The organism is Marinobacter sp. CH_CUG1437-1 (genome assembly GCF_037029655.1).
Taxonomy (GTDB): Bacteria; Pseudomonadota; Gammaproteobacteria; order Pseudomonadales; family Oleiphilaceae; genus Marinobacter; species Marinobacter salsuginis.
This window is the reverse complement of the sequence record NZ_JAYMEW010000005.1, coordinates 108,038-121,773: the sequence shown is the minus strand read 5'-3', so window position 1 is coordinate 121,773 and position 13,736 is coordinate 108,038. Positions and strand designations below refer to the sequence as shown.

14 protein-coding genes are annotated in these 13,736 nt (G+C 56.8%); 11 read left to right on the top strand and 3 right to left on the bottom strand.

Annotation, left to right across the window (positions count from 1 at the left end; genetic code table 11):
* Window positions 1-114 precede the first annotated feature (114 nt).
* The 5 genes from WA411_RS14235 to WA411_RS14215 all read left to right on the top strand — a co-directional run bounded on the left by WA411_RS14235 (window position 115) and on the right by WA411_RS14215 (window position 4,996).
* Window positions 115-1,326, top strand: a complete 1,212-nt coding sequence (locus WA411_RS14235; protein ID WP_291909755.1) for an acyl-CoA dehydrogenase family protein — start codon at window positions 115-117, stop codon at window positions 1,324-1,326.
* Between the two features lie 258 nt (window positions 1,327-1,584).
* Complete coding sequence (locus WA411_RS14230) at window positions 1,585-2,403, top strand: SDR family oxidoreductase (RefSeq protein WP_291909753.1); 819 nt, start codon at window positions 1,585-1,587, stop codon at window positions 2,401-2,403.
* Between the two features lie 51 nt (window positions 2,404-2,454).
* Window positions 2,455-3,519, top strand: coding sequence for a phosphotransferase family protein (locus WA411_RS14225; RefSeq protein WP_291909751.1), 1,065 nt, complete (start codon window positions 2,455-2,457; stop codon window positions 3,517-3,519).
* Complete coding sequence (locus WA411_RS14220; protein WP_291909749.1) at window positions 3,519-4,208, top strand: histidine phosphatase family protein; 690 nt, start codon at window positions 3,519-3,521, stop codon at window positions 4,206-4,208. Before WA411_RS14225 ends, WA411_RS14220 begins: the two co-directional genes overlap by 1 nt.
* 17 nt (window positions 4,209-4,225) lie before the next feature.
* Window positions 4,226-4,996 (top strand): SDR family oxidoreductase, encoded by a 771-nt coding sequence (locus WA411_RS14215; protein ID WP_069184160.1) that lies wholly within the window; start codon window positions 4,226-4,228, stop codon window positions 4,994-4,996.
* Between the two features lie 70 nt (window positions 4,997-5,066).
* Here WA411_RS14215 and WA411_RS14210 read toward each other — a convergent pair whose 3' ends face one another.
* The gene (locus WA411_RS14210; protein WP_291909745.1) at window positions 5,067-5,945 is read right to left on the bottom strand and encodes a DUF6279 family lipoprotein; all 879 of its coding nucleotides are present in this window, start codon (window positions 5,943-5,945) and stop codon (window positions 5,067-5,069) included.
* A 144-nt stretch (window positions 5,946-6,089) separates the two neighbouring features.
* On the opposite strand from WA411_RS14210, the gene WA411_RS14205 reads away from it, so the two are divergent.
* Complete coding sequence (locus WA411_RS14205) at window positions 6,090-6,329, top strand: DUF2798 domain-containing protein (RefSeq protein WP_041645013.1); 240 nt, start codon at window positions 6,090-6,092, stop codon at window positions 6,327-6,329.
* Between the two features lie 154 nt (window positions 6,330-6,483).
* On the top strand, window positions 6,484-7,863 hold the full coding sequence (locus WA411_RS14200; RefSeq protein WP_291909739.1) for a DUF4397 domain-containing protein: 1,380 nt from the start codon (window positions 6,484-6,486) through the stop codon (window positions 7,861-7,863).
* 46 nt (window positions 7,864-7,909) lie between these two features.
* On the opposite strand, the gene dacB is transcribed toward WA411_RS14200, so the two are convergent.
* Window positions 7,910-9,415 carry a D-alanyl-D-alanine carboxypeptidase/D-alanyl-D-alanine endopeptidase gene (gene dacB, locus WA411_RS14195; RefSeq protein WP_291909736.1) on the bottom strand — a complete coding sequence of 502 codons (1,506 nt, stop codon included), beginning with the start codon at window positions 9,413-9,415 and terminating at the stop codon, window positions 7,910-7,912.
* A 386-nt stretch (window positions 9,416-9,801) separates the two neighbouring features.
* On the opposite strand from dacB, the gene WA411_RS14190 reads away from it, so the two are divergent.
* From WA411_RS14190 to WA411_RS14175, 4 genes are all read left to right on the top strand, one after another.
* The gene (locus WA411_RS14190; protein WP_291909734.1) at window positions 9,802-10,275 is read left to right on the top strand and encodes a hypothetical protein; all 474 of its coding nucleotides are present in this window, start codon (window positions 9,802-9,804) and stop codon (window positions 10,273-10,275) included.
* A 32-nt stretch (window positions 10,276-10,307) separates the two neighbouring features.
* Window positions 10,308-11,078: a glutathione S-transferase N-terminal domain-containing protein gene (locus WA411_RS14185; RefSeq protein WP_291909732.1), complete on the top strand. Its 771-nt coding sequence runs from the start codon at window positions 10,308-10,310 to the stop codon at window positions 11,076-11,078.
* Window positions 11,079-11,273: 195 nt separating this feature from the next.
* Window positions 11,274-12,209, top strand: a complete 936-nt coding sequence (locus WA411_RS14180) for an aldo/keto reductase (protein ID WP_291909730.1) — start codon at window positions 11,274-11,276, stop codon at window positions 12,207-12,209.
* Window positions 12,206-12,883, top strand: a complete 678-nt coding sequence (locus WA411_RS14175; RefSeq protein ID WP_291909728.1) for a DUF6064 family protein — start codon at window positions 12,206-12,208, stop codon at window positions 12,881-12,883. Before WA411_RS14180 ends, WA411_RS14175 begins: the two co-directional genes overlap by 4 nt.
* Here the strand turns inward: WA411_RS14175 and dkgB are convergent.
* The gene (gene dkgB, locus WA411_RS14170; RefSeq protein ID WP_153634517.1) at window positions 12,852-13,661 is read right to left on the bottom strand and encodes a 2,5-didehydrogluconate reductase DkgB; all 810 of its coding nucleotides are present in this window, start codon (window positions 13,659-13,661) and stop codon (window positions 12,852-12,854) included. The two genes, WA411_RS14175 and dkgB, sit on opposite strands and share 32 nt — an antisense overlap.
* Window positions 13,662-13,736 lie beyond the last annotated feature (75 nt).

Genomic DNA, 13,736 nt, shown 5'->3' with positions numbered 1-13,736 from the left:
TTAATAATAAACGATAAGGAAAATTCAGTCGCGTAATAGTTTGGTTATCCCTAGACTGGCCCTAATGTGATTTTCCGTGCATACCACGGCGCAACAGTCAGCGAGGATACGGCGATGGATTTCAATATTTCCGAGAGAGGCCAGGATTATCTCAACCGCGTGAAGCAGTTCATGAAGGATGAGATTTTTCCCATTGAAGAGCAGTACCACAAGGACCTTGCCTCCCTGGATAACCGGTGGGTGGTGCTTCCGATCATCCGGGAGCTGAAGGAAAAGGCCAAAGCCCAGGGCCTCTGGAACATGTTCTTTCCGGACGACAAATACGGCTGTGGCCTGCTGAACTCCGACTATGCCCTGATTGCCGAGGAAACCGGGCGCAGCTTTATTGCGCCGGAGATCTTCAACTGCAACGCGCCGGATACGGGCAATATGGAAGTACTGATCCACTACGGCTCTGAAGAGCAGAAAGCCGAGTGGTTGCCGCGTTTGCTAAGTGGTGAGATTCGCTCCGCCTTCTGCATGACCGAGCCGGCGGTAGCCTCCTCCGATGCCACCAATATGGAAGCCACCGCCGTTATTGAAGGCGACGAAGTTGTTTTGAACGGTCGCAAATGGTGGAGTACCGGCATCGGACACCCTGATTGCAAGGTTGCCATCTTCATGGGGCTGACGGATCCCGATGCCCACAAGCACCGTCGCCACTCCATGGTGCTGGTGCCGCTGGACACCCCGGGCGTCAAGATCGAGCGCATGCTGCCGGTATTCGGTGAATACGATGAGCCCTATGGCCATGGCGAGGTGCTGTTCGACAACGTCCGGTTGCCCAAGAGCGCTTTCATTGCCGGTCCGGGCCGCGGGTTCGAGATCGCCCAGGGTCGCCTTGGGCCGGGACGAGTTCACCATTGCATGCGGGCCATCGGGGCAGCGGAGCGCACGCTGGAGATTCTGATCAAGCGTGCAACCACCCGTGAGGCTTTCGGCAAGCCCATCGCCAAGCTGGGCGGCAATCCGGACATTATTGCCAACGCGCGGATGGCCATTGAGCAGGCCCGCCTGCTGACACTGAAATGTGCCTGGGCACTGGATACCAAGGGCATCATGGGGGCGCTTCAGGAAGTCTCCATGATCAAGGCGGTGATTCCGTCCATGCTGCAGACCATTGTGGATCAGGCCATTCAGATTCACGGTGGGGCCGGGGTGAGTGATGACGACTTCCCGCTGACGCAATTGTTCGCCTATGCTCGAGTTCTGCGGCTGGCCGATGGGCCCGACGAGGTGCATCGGGCTATGGTGGCTCGTCTGGAGCTTCGAAAGTACAAATCCTGAGTAGTATTCGACCGTTGGTGCCGGGACCGGGTGGGGACAGGCTTCTGAAACACGCTCCTTGCGGCACATCCCTGTGACGCTTGGGCTCCGCCATCCATGGCTCCGCACAGTTTCAGAAACCTGTCCCCACCCGATCCTGCAAACATTAGGATTGGATTCTGAACAGCTTGCACATGAGTCTGGGAGCTCTACCCGGTAGCGGCTCTTGCACCTAACATGACAAATAGCTAGCGCGAACGATAACGGAGAAAACCAAGCATGACACAACGAGTATTCATAACCGGCGGAGCCAGCGGCCTCGGCCGGGCGATTGCATTACGGTATGCCAAAGAAGGCGCGAAAGTCTGTATTGGCGACATCAATCCGGAGCAGGGCGTTGGTGTTGAGAAAGAGATCAACGCCGCCGGGGGCGAGGGCTACTTCGTTGAGTGTGATGTTCGACGGCTGACGGACTTTGAGAAGGTTCGGGATGATCTGGTGAAGAAATGGGGTGGCGTCGATGTGGTGGTGAACAACGCCGGCGTGGCCTCGGCCGGTTCCATCGAGGACACCACTATGGCGGACTGGGAGTGGATTCTCGATATCAACGTGCTCGGCGTCGTTCGCGGCTGTAAGGCGTTTACACCGCAGTTCAAGCAGCAGGGCTCCGGGGCCTTTGTAAATGTGGCTTCGATGGCAGGGTTGATGCTCGCGCCATTGATGGATAGCTACAATGTGACCAAGGCTGGCGTGATCGCCCTGTCCGAGACACTCAGCCAGGAGCTTCGGGATGCCGGTATTCATGTGAGCTGCGTGTGCCCGGCGTTTTTCCAGACCAATCTGACCAGCAGCATGCGTTCAGATATTCCCGGCATTCAGCAGAACGTGAACAAGCTGATGAAGCGCTCCACGGTAACCGCCGAGGATGTGGCCGAGGATATTTTCCGTTCGGTGAACAACAAGAGCTTCTGGGTGCTGCCCCACGCCAAGGAGCGTCGCATGTGGATGCTCAAGCGCCATGCCCCCAAGGCGTTTGACTGGCTGATGCACCAGGAAAGCAAGCGCTGGATGAGCAAGATGGATGGCAGCAAGGCCTGATGGCGCCGTTTTTAACTGTTTCAAAGTGAAGATTCAAAAGGAGAGTCCTGAATGACCCAGATCGACCAGGCCGTGGACATCCGGGAAGGTGAGGAACTGGACGCCGTCGCGGTAGACCGGTTCATGAAAGCGGCGATTCCGGACCTGCAAGGCGAGCCGGAGATTCGTCAATACCCGGGTGGCGCCTCCAATCTGACCTACCAGGTGGATTACGGTGATCGCTCTTATGTTCTGCGCCGGCCGCCGTTCGGCAAGATCGCCAAGTCCGCCCACGACATGCTGCGTGAGGCGAAGGTTATGCGGGCGCTCAAGCCGGTCTATCCCTACGTGCCCAACATCATTGCCATCTGCGATGATCACGACGTGCTGGGTTGCGATTTCTACGTGATGGAGCGGTTGAAGGGCATTATCCTGCGCCAGGACTTTCCGAAGGATTTCGAGCTCAGTGAATCCGATACCCGCAAGCTTTGCCTGAATGTGATCGACAAGCTGGTGGATCTTCACCGGGTTGATGCCAAAGCCGCAGGCCTGGACAAACTGGGCAAAGGCGAGGGCTATGTTCAACGCCAGATTGGCGGCTGGAGTGACCGCTTCCGCAAGGCCCGCACCGACGATGTGGGCGACTTTGAGCAGGTCATGGGCTGGCTCAACGACAAGATGCCCGAAGACATTGCCCAGGTGGTGATCCACAACGATTTCCGCTTCGACAACGTGGTGCTGAATCCGGACAACCCGTTCGAGGTGATCGGCGTGCTGGACTGGGAGATGGCCACCATCGGCGATCCGCTGATGGATCTGGGTAACAGTCTCGCCTACTGGATCGAAGCCGATGATGAAGGCCCGTTCCAGATGCTGCGCCGGCAGCCGACCCATCGCCCGGGCATGCTCACCCGCAAGGAGGTGGTGGAGTATTACATGGAGCAGTCGGGCTTCAAGGTCGATAACTTCGACTTCTATGAGATCTACGGCTTGTTCCGGCTGGCAGTCATCATCCAGCAGATTTATTACCGTTTCTACCATGGCCAGACCAAAGACAAGCGTTTCGCAGCCTTTGGCCACGCCGCCAATTACCTGGAAAAGCGCTGCCAGCGACTGATTGCGGAGAGCACCCTGTAATGGCGACGATTTATCTGGTTCGCCACGGTCAGGCCAGTTTTGGCAAGGAGAACTACGACCAGTTGTCTCCGCATGGCTGGGAGCAGGGCAGGGTGCTTGGCCGCTGGCTGGCCGGTAAGGTTGAACCGGCCGCGATTTTCGGGGGGGATCTGGAGCGTCACCGGGAAACGGTGGAAGCCATCACCACCGGCTACGGCAGTGCACTGCCGGATATGCAGGTAGCTCCGGGTTTCAACGAGTTCGACCATACCACAGTGGTGGCCCGATACCGCCCGGAGTGGAGTGACCGTGCGGTCATGGCGCGCGATCTCAAGGCATTCCCCAAGCCGGCCAAGGCGTTTCAGGAGGCCTTCGTACATGCAGTGCGTCGATGGGCCTCGGGTGAATTTGATCACGAATACGAGGAAAGCTGGCCCGACTTCAAGGCCCGGGTTCTCGCAGCATTCGAGGACATGATCGAGTATGCCGATGGCGGTGACGTACTGGTGGCCACCTCCGGCGGACCGATTTCCGTGATTGCCCAGTATCTGCTTGGGCTGGACGATGCCCGGGCACTTGCCCTGAATGAGGTGATAGCGAATACCAGCGTTTCGCGGGTCTTGTATTCAGGCCCCCGGCGCAGCCTGGCCGTTTTTAACAACTACAGCCACCTGGAAGCGGATGACCCCGCCCTGGTGACATTCCGATAGTGAATCGAGGTGAACGAATGAGCAGCAAGAACCTGTTTGATCTGACCGGCAAGGTTGCCCTGATTACCGGCGCCAGCCGCGGCATCGGCGAAAGCATTGCCCGGACCCTGGCCGAGTATGGCGCGCACGTCATCGTCAGCAGCCGCAAGATCGATGGCTGCGAGGCCGTGGCCAGCAGCATCCGGGATGCCGGCGGCAGCGCCGAAGCTTACGCCTGCCACATTGGTGAGATGGATCAGATCGACAGCATCTGGGCCCACATTGAGCAGACCCACGGCAAACTGGACATTCTGGTAAACAACGCTGCCGCCAATCCCTATTTCGGTCCGGTTGAAGATACCGATCTGGGTGCCTTCAACAAAACCGTGGATGTGAATATCCGGGGCTATTTCTTCATGTGTGCCCGGGGCGCCCAGATGATGAAGAAAGCCGGTGGCGGTTCCATCGTGAATGTTGCTTCCGTGAACGGGGTTAATCCGGGGCACTACCAGGGAATTTACTCGGTCACCAAGGCCGCTGTGATCTCCATGACCAAATCGTTTGCCATGGAGCTGGGGCAGCAGAAGATTCGCGTGAATGCACTATTGCCAGGGCTGACCGATACCAAGTTCGCCAGCGCCCTCACTACCAATGAGGCGATCAAGAAGCAGGCCATGGCGCATATCCCGATGAAGCGTGTGGCTGACCCAAGCGAGATGGCCGGTACCGTGCTTTATCTGGTGTCTGATGCTTCGAGCTATACCACGGGCGCCTGCATTAATGCGGATGGTGGTTATCTGACAGTCTGAAGCTTATCTGAGGTTGAGGCGGGGTCGGATGATTGCTTTCATCTGACCTCGGTTCGATCAACCTGAATGCTCAGGCTGGTGAGCAGGTAAGCGCTGCAAAGTCACTGTTGAGCTCTACCGCCCGGTTCTGAAGGTGGGCAAGCGTTGCAGCGTCACCTGCCGTTATCATGTCATGCATCAGCGAGGCCATGGCCGCCCGACTCTCTGCCATCATGGCTTTGTAATCCTCGCCCCGCACTTCCTCGGAATTGAGAATCAGGTATTCCAGTTCTGCCCCAAACGTCGGCTCGTTTCTTCTTTCAAGTGCCTCAAGTAAGGCCAATTGCCAGTTCCTTCGGCCCTGCAGCCAGATTTTAGTCTGGGCGCCCCGGTTGGCAGACCATTGCCGCACGATGTCGCGCTGCTTGTTGTTCAGATTCCCCAACCAACGCTCAACCCGCTCTGCTGTCCTTTCGGCCCGGGCCTCGGCAGTCGCTTCCGGGGAATCGGCCAGAAACTCCTCTTCCATTTCCCGCTGACTCTGAGCCATGTTTTCCGCCAACTCGTTGACCTGCTCGTCGCTCAGACTTGAAAGCAGATTTGCCGCCACCGGTGTTGCCCGCTCCAAAAGACTGGGGAAGAAACCGAAAAGCTGTTGCTGGTGGTATTCGACAGTGGGCTGATCTGGCGGGCTACTGGCTACGTCAGATTCAAGCTCATCCAGCCAGGCCTGATAGCGGGGCAACTCGGCACTGCAATGCCACTGCCGGAGTTGCTCAATATCGTTGTTTAGCTGCTGTTTCTGGTCGGCCGTCAGTGTCACGTAGTCTTCTACCCACCACACGATGCCCCAGTCCGCGTATCGATAAGCGAGCTTGGTTGAACTGCAGCCAACCAGAGCAAACGCCAGTACCAGAATTAGGACAAACGGTTTGGAAAAGCCGGGTGCCCCGTGTTTGGCAGTATCCATGGCCCACCTGTCTTGGTAAAAAGGCTTATCGAAAAAAGATTGCAAGCTCACTATCATTTTAGGTTTGACTGACAACAGTGTACGTCATATCACCCCTTTCAGATGCTGTTCCGGGGATCCCTGGAGCATTGTTCAGGAGAAGTCATGAGCAAAATGAGACTTTCACGTCTACGCCAGCTGATTTTTGGTTTTTACATGTCCGGAATTATGTCGCTGCTGATGTCCGGGGTGATCACCTTCATCAACACGGGCATCGACGGTGAATTCCACTACCGGTGGGGGCCCGCTTTTCTCGTTGCCTGGGCCGTTGCTTTTCCGCTCGTGACTTTCATCGCGCCGCTTGCCGGGAAGATGACTGAGTTCACCATGCGCAGGTTCGATTAATTGCGTACATCTGTAAGCTTAAATGTTAAAAGTTGCAAATCCGTTCTTTCTGACTCCCCGTAAATGCAGTGACGCAAGATTCATGGATGGAAATTGTGCAGGTTCGAACCACTCAAATCCTGGTAAACAACCTCAAAAGTGGGGAGTGTGAAAAATGAAGACAAAATACGCTTTACCGATGGTTTTGGCGGGCAGTGTCGCGCTGTCCGGGTGTTGGCTGGATGACGACGATGATCCGGCAACCACCAGTGTCCGAATCCTGCATGCGTCTTCGGATGCACCTGCGGTTAATGTTCTTGTGAATGGTGATGTCGTCGTTCCGGGAGCGGATTACAAGCAGGCCGCGGTTCTGGCGCCGAGTGCCGGTCTCGCTGATATCGCTGTCGATGGATTGCTGCCGGGCGGTGAAACGGTGACAGTGATTTCTGCCGATGGGGTTTCGCTGCGTTCCGATACCAGCTATGACGTAATTGCAGTCGGAAAAGTAGGTGACGAGACCATTGATCCGCTGATTCTGACCGATGATGGCGCCCGTGAAGATGCTGATAGTGCGCGTTTGCGAGTTGTCCATCTGTCGCCTGAGGCCCAGACCGCCGCCGCTGGTCCTGTCGATGTTTATGTCACGGCTTCAGGCGACCCGCTTCCCGCCGAAGCTACCTTCAGCTTCTCCTTCAAGGAGAGTGTAGGCCCGTTGGAGCTTCCTGCCTCAAACGACTATCAGATTCGGGTTACCCCTGCAGGCTCCGATACTGTTGTCTTTGATAGTGGCCAAATCGGCTTGCCAGCAGGTTCTGACCTTCTGGTCGGCGCCGTTGACAATACTGGCGCCAATGGCGATGCAAGCCCTATCAGCTTGGTCGTGTTGAACGGCAGTAATGTTGCCGAAATTTTTGACGCGGGCCAGCAGTCTGGAGTTCGTGTTGTTCACAACTCCTATGATGCTCCTGACGTAGATGTGCTTTTGAATGACGTTGTGTCGGTGAACGACTTGGCTTACCCAGAGGCTGCTCCCGGCGCTATGCTGGATAACTACGCACAGGTTCCGGTTGGGACCCAGAACGTTAAGGTTACGCCATTCAACGACAATGCCACCGTTGTGATTGAGGCCGATTTGGCATTCTCTGCTGGTACTGGGTATACGGTGATCGCAAACGGTTTGTTGGCGAACATCGAGGCGCTGGTGTTAACTGATACTGTTCGCGACATCGCAACTCAGGCGTCGGTTCGTGTAGTACATGGGTCGACACTGGCCGGTCCGGTTAATGTTTATCTTCTGCCCGATGGGCAAACCGAAGTGGGTAATGCTTCGCCTGCTTTGAGCGGCGTACAGTTCGGCGAAGAATCGGGCTATTTGGCTGTTGCGCCCGGGACCTACAATCTTGTCGTAACAGATCCTGATGGGAACGTCGCGATAGGGCCTGCGGAAATAAATCTCGAAGCAAGTGGCATTTACACTGCTATCGCCAGAGATAATGACGCCTTTGACGGTGCAGATCTTATTCTACTGGACGATTTCGTGATGCCGCCGACTTGATCGGTATGTTTAAGCGTATCAAAGCCCCGGCCACGGCCGGGGCTTTTTATTGAATACTGGTTTCAGATGTGCCGGAAGGGGCATGGGAAATGGCAGTCCCTGTTGGCGGCCGGAAATGCAGCGAATACAGAATCCGGTCCAGCACCGCCTGACCATTCCAGGCCGGATCGTTATTCACCATTCCCACCACGGCCCAGGTGGTGTCATTGGCATCCCGCGTGAAGCCTGCGATTGATCTCACGTTTTCCAGGTAGCCGGTCTTGATACGGCCCTCCCCATCCATGCCGGTATTGCGCAGGCGGCGTGCCATGGTTCCATCCATCGCGATGATGGGCATGGAGGCCATCAGGTCTGCCGAGTAAGCGCTATTCCAGGCGTGCTGGAGAATCTGTGCGCCCTGGCGGGCGGTAATGCGACCGTGCCGGGTGAGGCCGGCACCGTTGTCGATGACCATACCTGCGGTGTTGATGCCTTTGTCTTCGAGCCATTCATAGATCACCCGAATGCCGGCAACCCGGTCGTCGTTCTCATCTTCCAGGCGGTTCTCGGCGCCAATGGTAAGCAGCAGCTGGCGCGCCATCACGTTGCTGCTCCACTTGTTTATATCCCTCACCATAGTGACCAGATCCGGCGAGGTGGTTTTCATGACCAGCCGTGCGTCTTCTGGAGTGACGCCATTGAGGTCTTCGCCTGAAATAACTACTCCCAGGTCGGCCAGCAAAGAACGGATCAACGAGGCGCTGTACTGCTCATGGGGCAGCAGCGACAGGTAGGTGGTGCTCCGGCAGCCCTGGGGCAGCTCACCGGTAACCCGAACAGTCACCCGATGGTCTTCATGAATAATGGGTTCCCATTCGAAGTTTCTTCGGGACGGGCAGGGGCCCTCGGCAGTGGCCACTACTCGGTTATCGATGACGACTTCGCCCAGAGACGGCGTGCTCCATGCCTGGGTGCCGCGCTCATCGGCGCGCACCTGGAAGTGCATCAGGTTCAGGTTTGTCAGGTAAGCAGAAGGTTCTACCAGAAATGGCGCGTGGGGGTTGTCGCCGTTGTCTTCAAACGCGGGAAAACCACCATCGACTTCAAAGTAACTGCCATCAAGAACCAGGTCGCCCTCGATTCTGTTAATCCCCATGCTGCGCAGCTCGCTCAGCGTTGTCCAGAGCCGTTCGATGGTGAGCTTGGGGTCGCCGCCAAAGCGGACGTAGAGATTACCTTCAAGGGTGTCGCCCGCCATCACTCCATCGGTCAGGAAATCGGTATCCCAGTGGTGATTGGGGCCGAGTACCTCCAGTGCAGCAAAGGTGGTTACCAGCTTCATGATGGAGCCGGGGCTCATCAGGGCATCAGCATTGATGTACTGGTTGATGCCGGGACCATTCAGCGGAATGGCCGCCATGCTCATGGCATCTTCATTCTGCAGGGACTGAGCCGCGTAATCTTTCAGCTCATTGGTCCAGAGGCGATTCCCGGAGAAACCGGCGGCGTCGCTCTCGGCAAAGGCAAGAGGGGCAGCCGCGATCACAGAGAGAGCCACAAGGGGTGCCAGCATGGGGCGTCTGAATCGAGGACACAGTTTTTCGGCTCTCGAAGAGCCAGAGCGTCGCATACCCGGGGTTACCATGGTCACCATCCAATGAGTTCTTATACTTCCACAATAGCCCATCCTGGCGGTTTGTACTATGCAGAAAAGCTCTACATGACGTTAAAAAATGGCAGTAGTGTCGTTGTTTGTATTGAAGTTTTGTGACGCGATGTAAGTGCCCTTGCGAATCATGGGCTTAGGTGGACAAAAATTAACCCCCGGGTTGTCAATGACCTTGCGTTCAGATTTATGGGTGCTTTTTCCGGCGGTTCAGTCATGGAATCCGCATCCAAAAGGGCGTTTCCTAGGGAGTGTGTAACCAAGTGTTCCGAAAACAACAAAAGGAGGGCACCATGATTGGTATTCCATTGGGTCTTTTGACCGCCAATGCCGTGGAATGGGTATTCCACAAACACGTTCTTCATGAACTGGGCCGAAACCGGGAGAGTTTCTGGTCGTTTCATTGGCACAATCATCATCGCAATGTGCGCCGGAACGGCTTTCTTGATCACGATTACCGTCATCCGCCCTTGACCTGGAACGCCCAGACCAAGGAAGTGGCTGCCCTGGTTGCCGGGGCAGCAGCAGTCACTCCGCTACTGCCTTTAGCTCCATTCTTTGTCGGCACGCTCTACTACAGCGCCTGGAATTACTACCGGGTACATAAGCGCTCACATCTGGATCCGGATTGGGCGCGGGAGAATCTGCCCTGGCACTATGATCACCATATGGGGCCGAACCCCAATGCCAACTGGTGTGTGACCAAACCCTGGTTTGATCACATCATGGGTACCCGGGAGCCAATGGAAAATCGTCAGATTGCGTGATAATGGCGCGGTCTCCAACAGAAGGTTTGTTTATGTCGAATATGCTGTCTCATAACGTCCACATACTGGGTTCGGTCGCCACGTCGTCCCTCACTGCCTGGCGCGGTTGCCTGGTGGTTAAAAACGTCCCGCAGCCGGAAAAGCCCATTGTGCTCTACGACATGGAGGGCTGTCCCTACTGCCGGCGGGTTCGTGAGGCCCTGACGGCCCTGAATCTCGATGTGGAAATCCGGCCCTGTCCGCAGGGTGGTTCGGTTTTCCGGGCCCAGGCGGAGGCACTGGGAGGCAAGCAACAGTTCCCATTACTGGCGGACCAGAACACCGGCACGGTCATGTACGAATCCGAGGAAATCATCGAGTACCTGTTCCGGCAATACGCGGACCGGCCGGTGCCATCCTACTATCGCGGCCGGGTGTGGCAGCCGGTTCTGGGTTCGGTGGCTTCGGTGACCAGTGCCATGCGGGGGCTGCGGTTCAGCCCGGGTAAGCGTCCGGAGCAGCCATTGCACCTGTGGAGTTTCGAGGGCAGTCCGTTCTCGCGTTTGGTGCGGGAACGGGTTTGTGAGCTGGAAATTCCCTATACCTTGCACAACCTGGGGAAGGAGCACTGGACGGAAATCGGGCCGGCGAAACAGCGTATCAAGCCAGGGCCCTATACGCCGATTCCCGGTGGCAAGCGGGATGCGTTTTTCCAGGTGCACAAGCGGGTTCAGGTGCCCTATCTTGAAGACCCCAATACTGGCGAAGGCTTATTCGAATCTGCCCGGATTCTTAAGTATCTGGATCGTGAGTACGGGAACTGACTTGTTTGTAAGACTGTCAGCCATGTAGCTGCCGCCCGGGTGGGTCATCCCTTCTCCAGACACGCCGTAAATACTTCCATGTAGGCTCGGTCGGGCCATCCATGGCCCTCCACGGTCTGGAGAAGGGATGACCCACCCGCGCTGCTTGCGCTTTGTGCTATTCGCACTGAAATTTATGTCAGTGGGGGAGCTGATATGGCGAATTGGATTACTCGAAGGAAGTTTCTTATCAGTTCCGGCCTGGCCGGAATTGCTCTCAAATCCCCGATGCTTTTTGCAAGCACGCAGGGAGCATCCTCGTCATCTCCCATCATGCGCCGGATTCCCGGCACGGACGAATCCATCCCTGCAATCGGCATGGGCACCTGGATTACTTTCAACGTGGGTGGCGACGCGCAACTGGTTCAGCAGCGCACCAGGGTTTTGAAGACCTTCTTCGATCTGGGCGGAACCGTTGTTGATGGTTCTCCAATGTATGGCAGTGCCGCGGATGTTATGGGTGAGGCGCTGGATTCTCTGGACGCCCACGACCGGATTTTTGCGGCCACCAAAATCTGGACCGGCGACGAATCAGAAGCCCGGTCGGAGGCGGCGCGTTCGAGCAGGCGCTGGGGTGTTGAGCGGTTTGATCTGTTGCAGGTCCACAATCTGTTGGGCTGGCAGGGGCATCTTGAAACCCTCAAGGAAATGAAAGCCAACGGTGAGGTCCGGTATATCGGTATCACTACGTCCCATGGTCGCCGGCATCGGGAATTCGCGCAGATCATGGAGCGGGAGCCGCTGGATTTTGTGCAACTGACCTACAACGTTCTGGATCGAGAGGTTGAGGACCGGTTGCTGCCACTGGCCCGGGAACGGGGTATCGGGGTGATCGTTAACCGGCCTTTCCAGGGTGGTTCGCTGTTCCGCAGGTTCCAGTCAAAGCCGCTGCCGGATTGGGCCGGGGAGGCCGGCGTCAGTAACTGGGCGGAGTTTTTCCTCAAGTACATTATTTCCCATCCGGCCGTGACCTGTGCCATTCCGGCCACGAGCAAAGTTGAGCATATGAAAGAGAACATGGGTGCGCTGTACGGCAAATTGCCGGATGACGATCTGCGCCAGCGGATGGCGGATTATGTGAGGTCTCTGTGAGTGGCGTGGACTGGCTGAGCTACTCGCTGCAGGATTTCGTGATGTTCGGACCGCAGGTGTTTCTGCGGTTGTTTGTCCGGATCAACCAAGATCTCTGGCCCTGGCAATTGCTGGCGGTGGTTGCTGCTATCGGTATTCCTGCGCTGCTTCTGCGGCAGGGGGACGCGGCAAGGCGTTTGGCCGTTGGGCTGATGGCAATTGCCTGGGTAACCAGTGGTTACGGGTTTCTGGTGGGCTATTTCGGCCCCATTAACTGGCCGGCGACGTGGTTTGGTTGGGCTTTTGTCGCTCAGGGCGCATTGCTCGGGGCCGCCCTGTTTTGCGGTGGTGTCCATAAGGGCCGGCTTCCGGTCAGGCAATTTGTCGTACTCTGGCTGGTTGCCGTTTGTGGATTGCCCTTCCTCGCGGTGGCGGATTCCGGTCAGTGGCAGTCGGTCGCGCTGTTCGGCATCGCTCCCGGCACCACCGCTGCGGCAGGAGCCCTGGTCGTTGCACTGGTAACAGGTCCCTGGCGTTGGCTTTACCCGCCGCTGCTGGTGCTGTGGAGTCTGTTCAGCGCAGCCATGTTATGGGTGCTGCAAACCTGGTGGTTGCTGATCGCCCCGCTGGCTACGCTGCTGCTGGTTGGAGCCGGCTTCTGGCTCAGTCCCAGGCCGGCGCGAAGTCAGGATTAGCAATTCGCTCGTTGCGATCGAGCGCATCAATGGCTCGGATCTCTTCCTCGCTTAACTGAACGTCCAGAGCTTCCAGGTTGGCCTTTTGGTGAGCCGGACGTGTGGAGGAGGGGATGGGTACAACGCCCCTGGAGGCCACCCAGGCGATTGCCACTTGGGCGGGGGTAAGATTTCTTTCACGGGCGATTCGCTGCAGGGTTTCATCTTCCATCACTTTACCAACGGCCAGAGGCATGTAGCCTGTCACAGTGATACCTAGCTTCTGCGCATGCTCCACAACTGTGCGGTTGGCCAGGAAGGGGTGCACTTCAACCTGGTTGGTGAAAATGGGCGTGTCGCCCAGAATCTTTTTCGCCTCATCCATCTGGGCACAGGTAAAGTTGGAAATGCCGATGTGCTCTGCAAGACCCTCGCGTTGGGCGTCTCTCAGGGCACCGAGATATTCTTCCATCGGTACTTCGTCGCCGGGTGATGGCCAGTGAATCAACGCCAGATCTACATGGTCGGTTTTCAGCCTTGCGAGACTGTCGTGGAGGCTGTTGATCAGGTCGCTGGCGTGCAGCTGGTCATGCCAGATCTTGGTGGTCAGGAAAATTTCCCGGCGCGGAATGCCGCTGGAGGTGATGCCATCGCCAACTTCCGCTTCGTTCTCGTACATCTGGGCGGTATCGATATGACGGTAGCCCAGAGACAGGGCACTCTTGACGGCCTCTCGGGCATCATTGCCTTTTAGACGGAACGTTCCCATGCCGATTTTCGGAAGTGCGCTGAATGACATAGTGTCCTCCTTAGCGAATCGTGTGTTTCTAAAGTGGTGCCGGCACACTGGTTCTTCAAGTGGCTCGCGGGTATC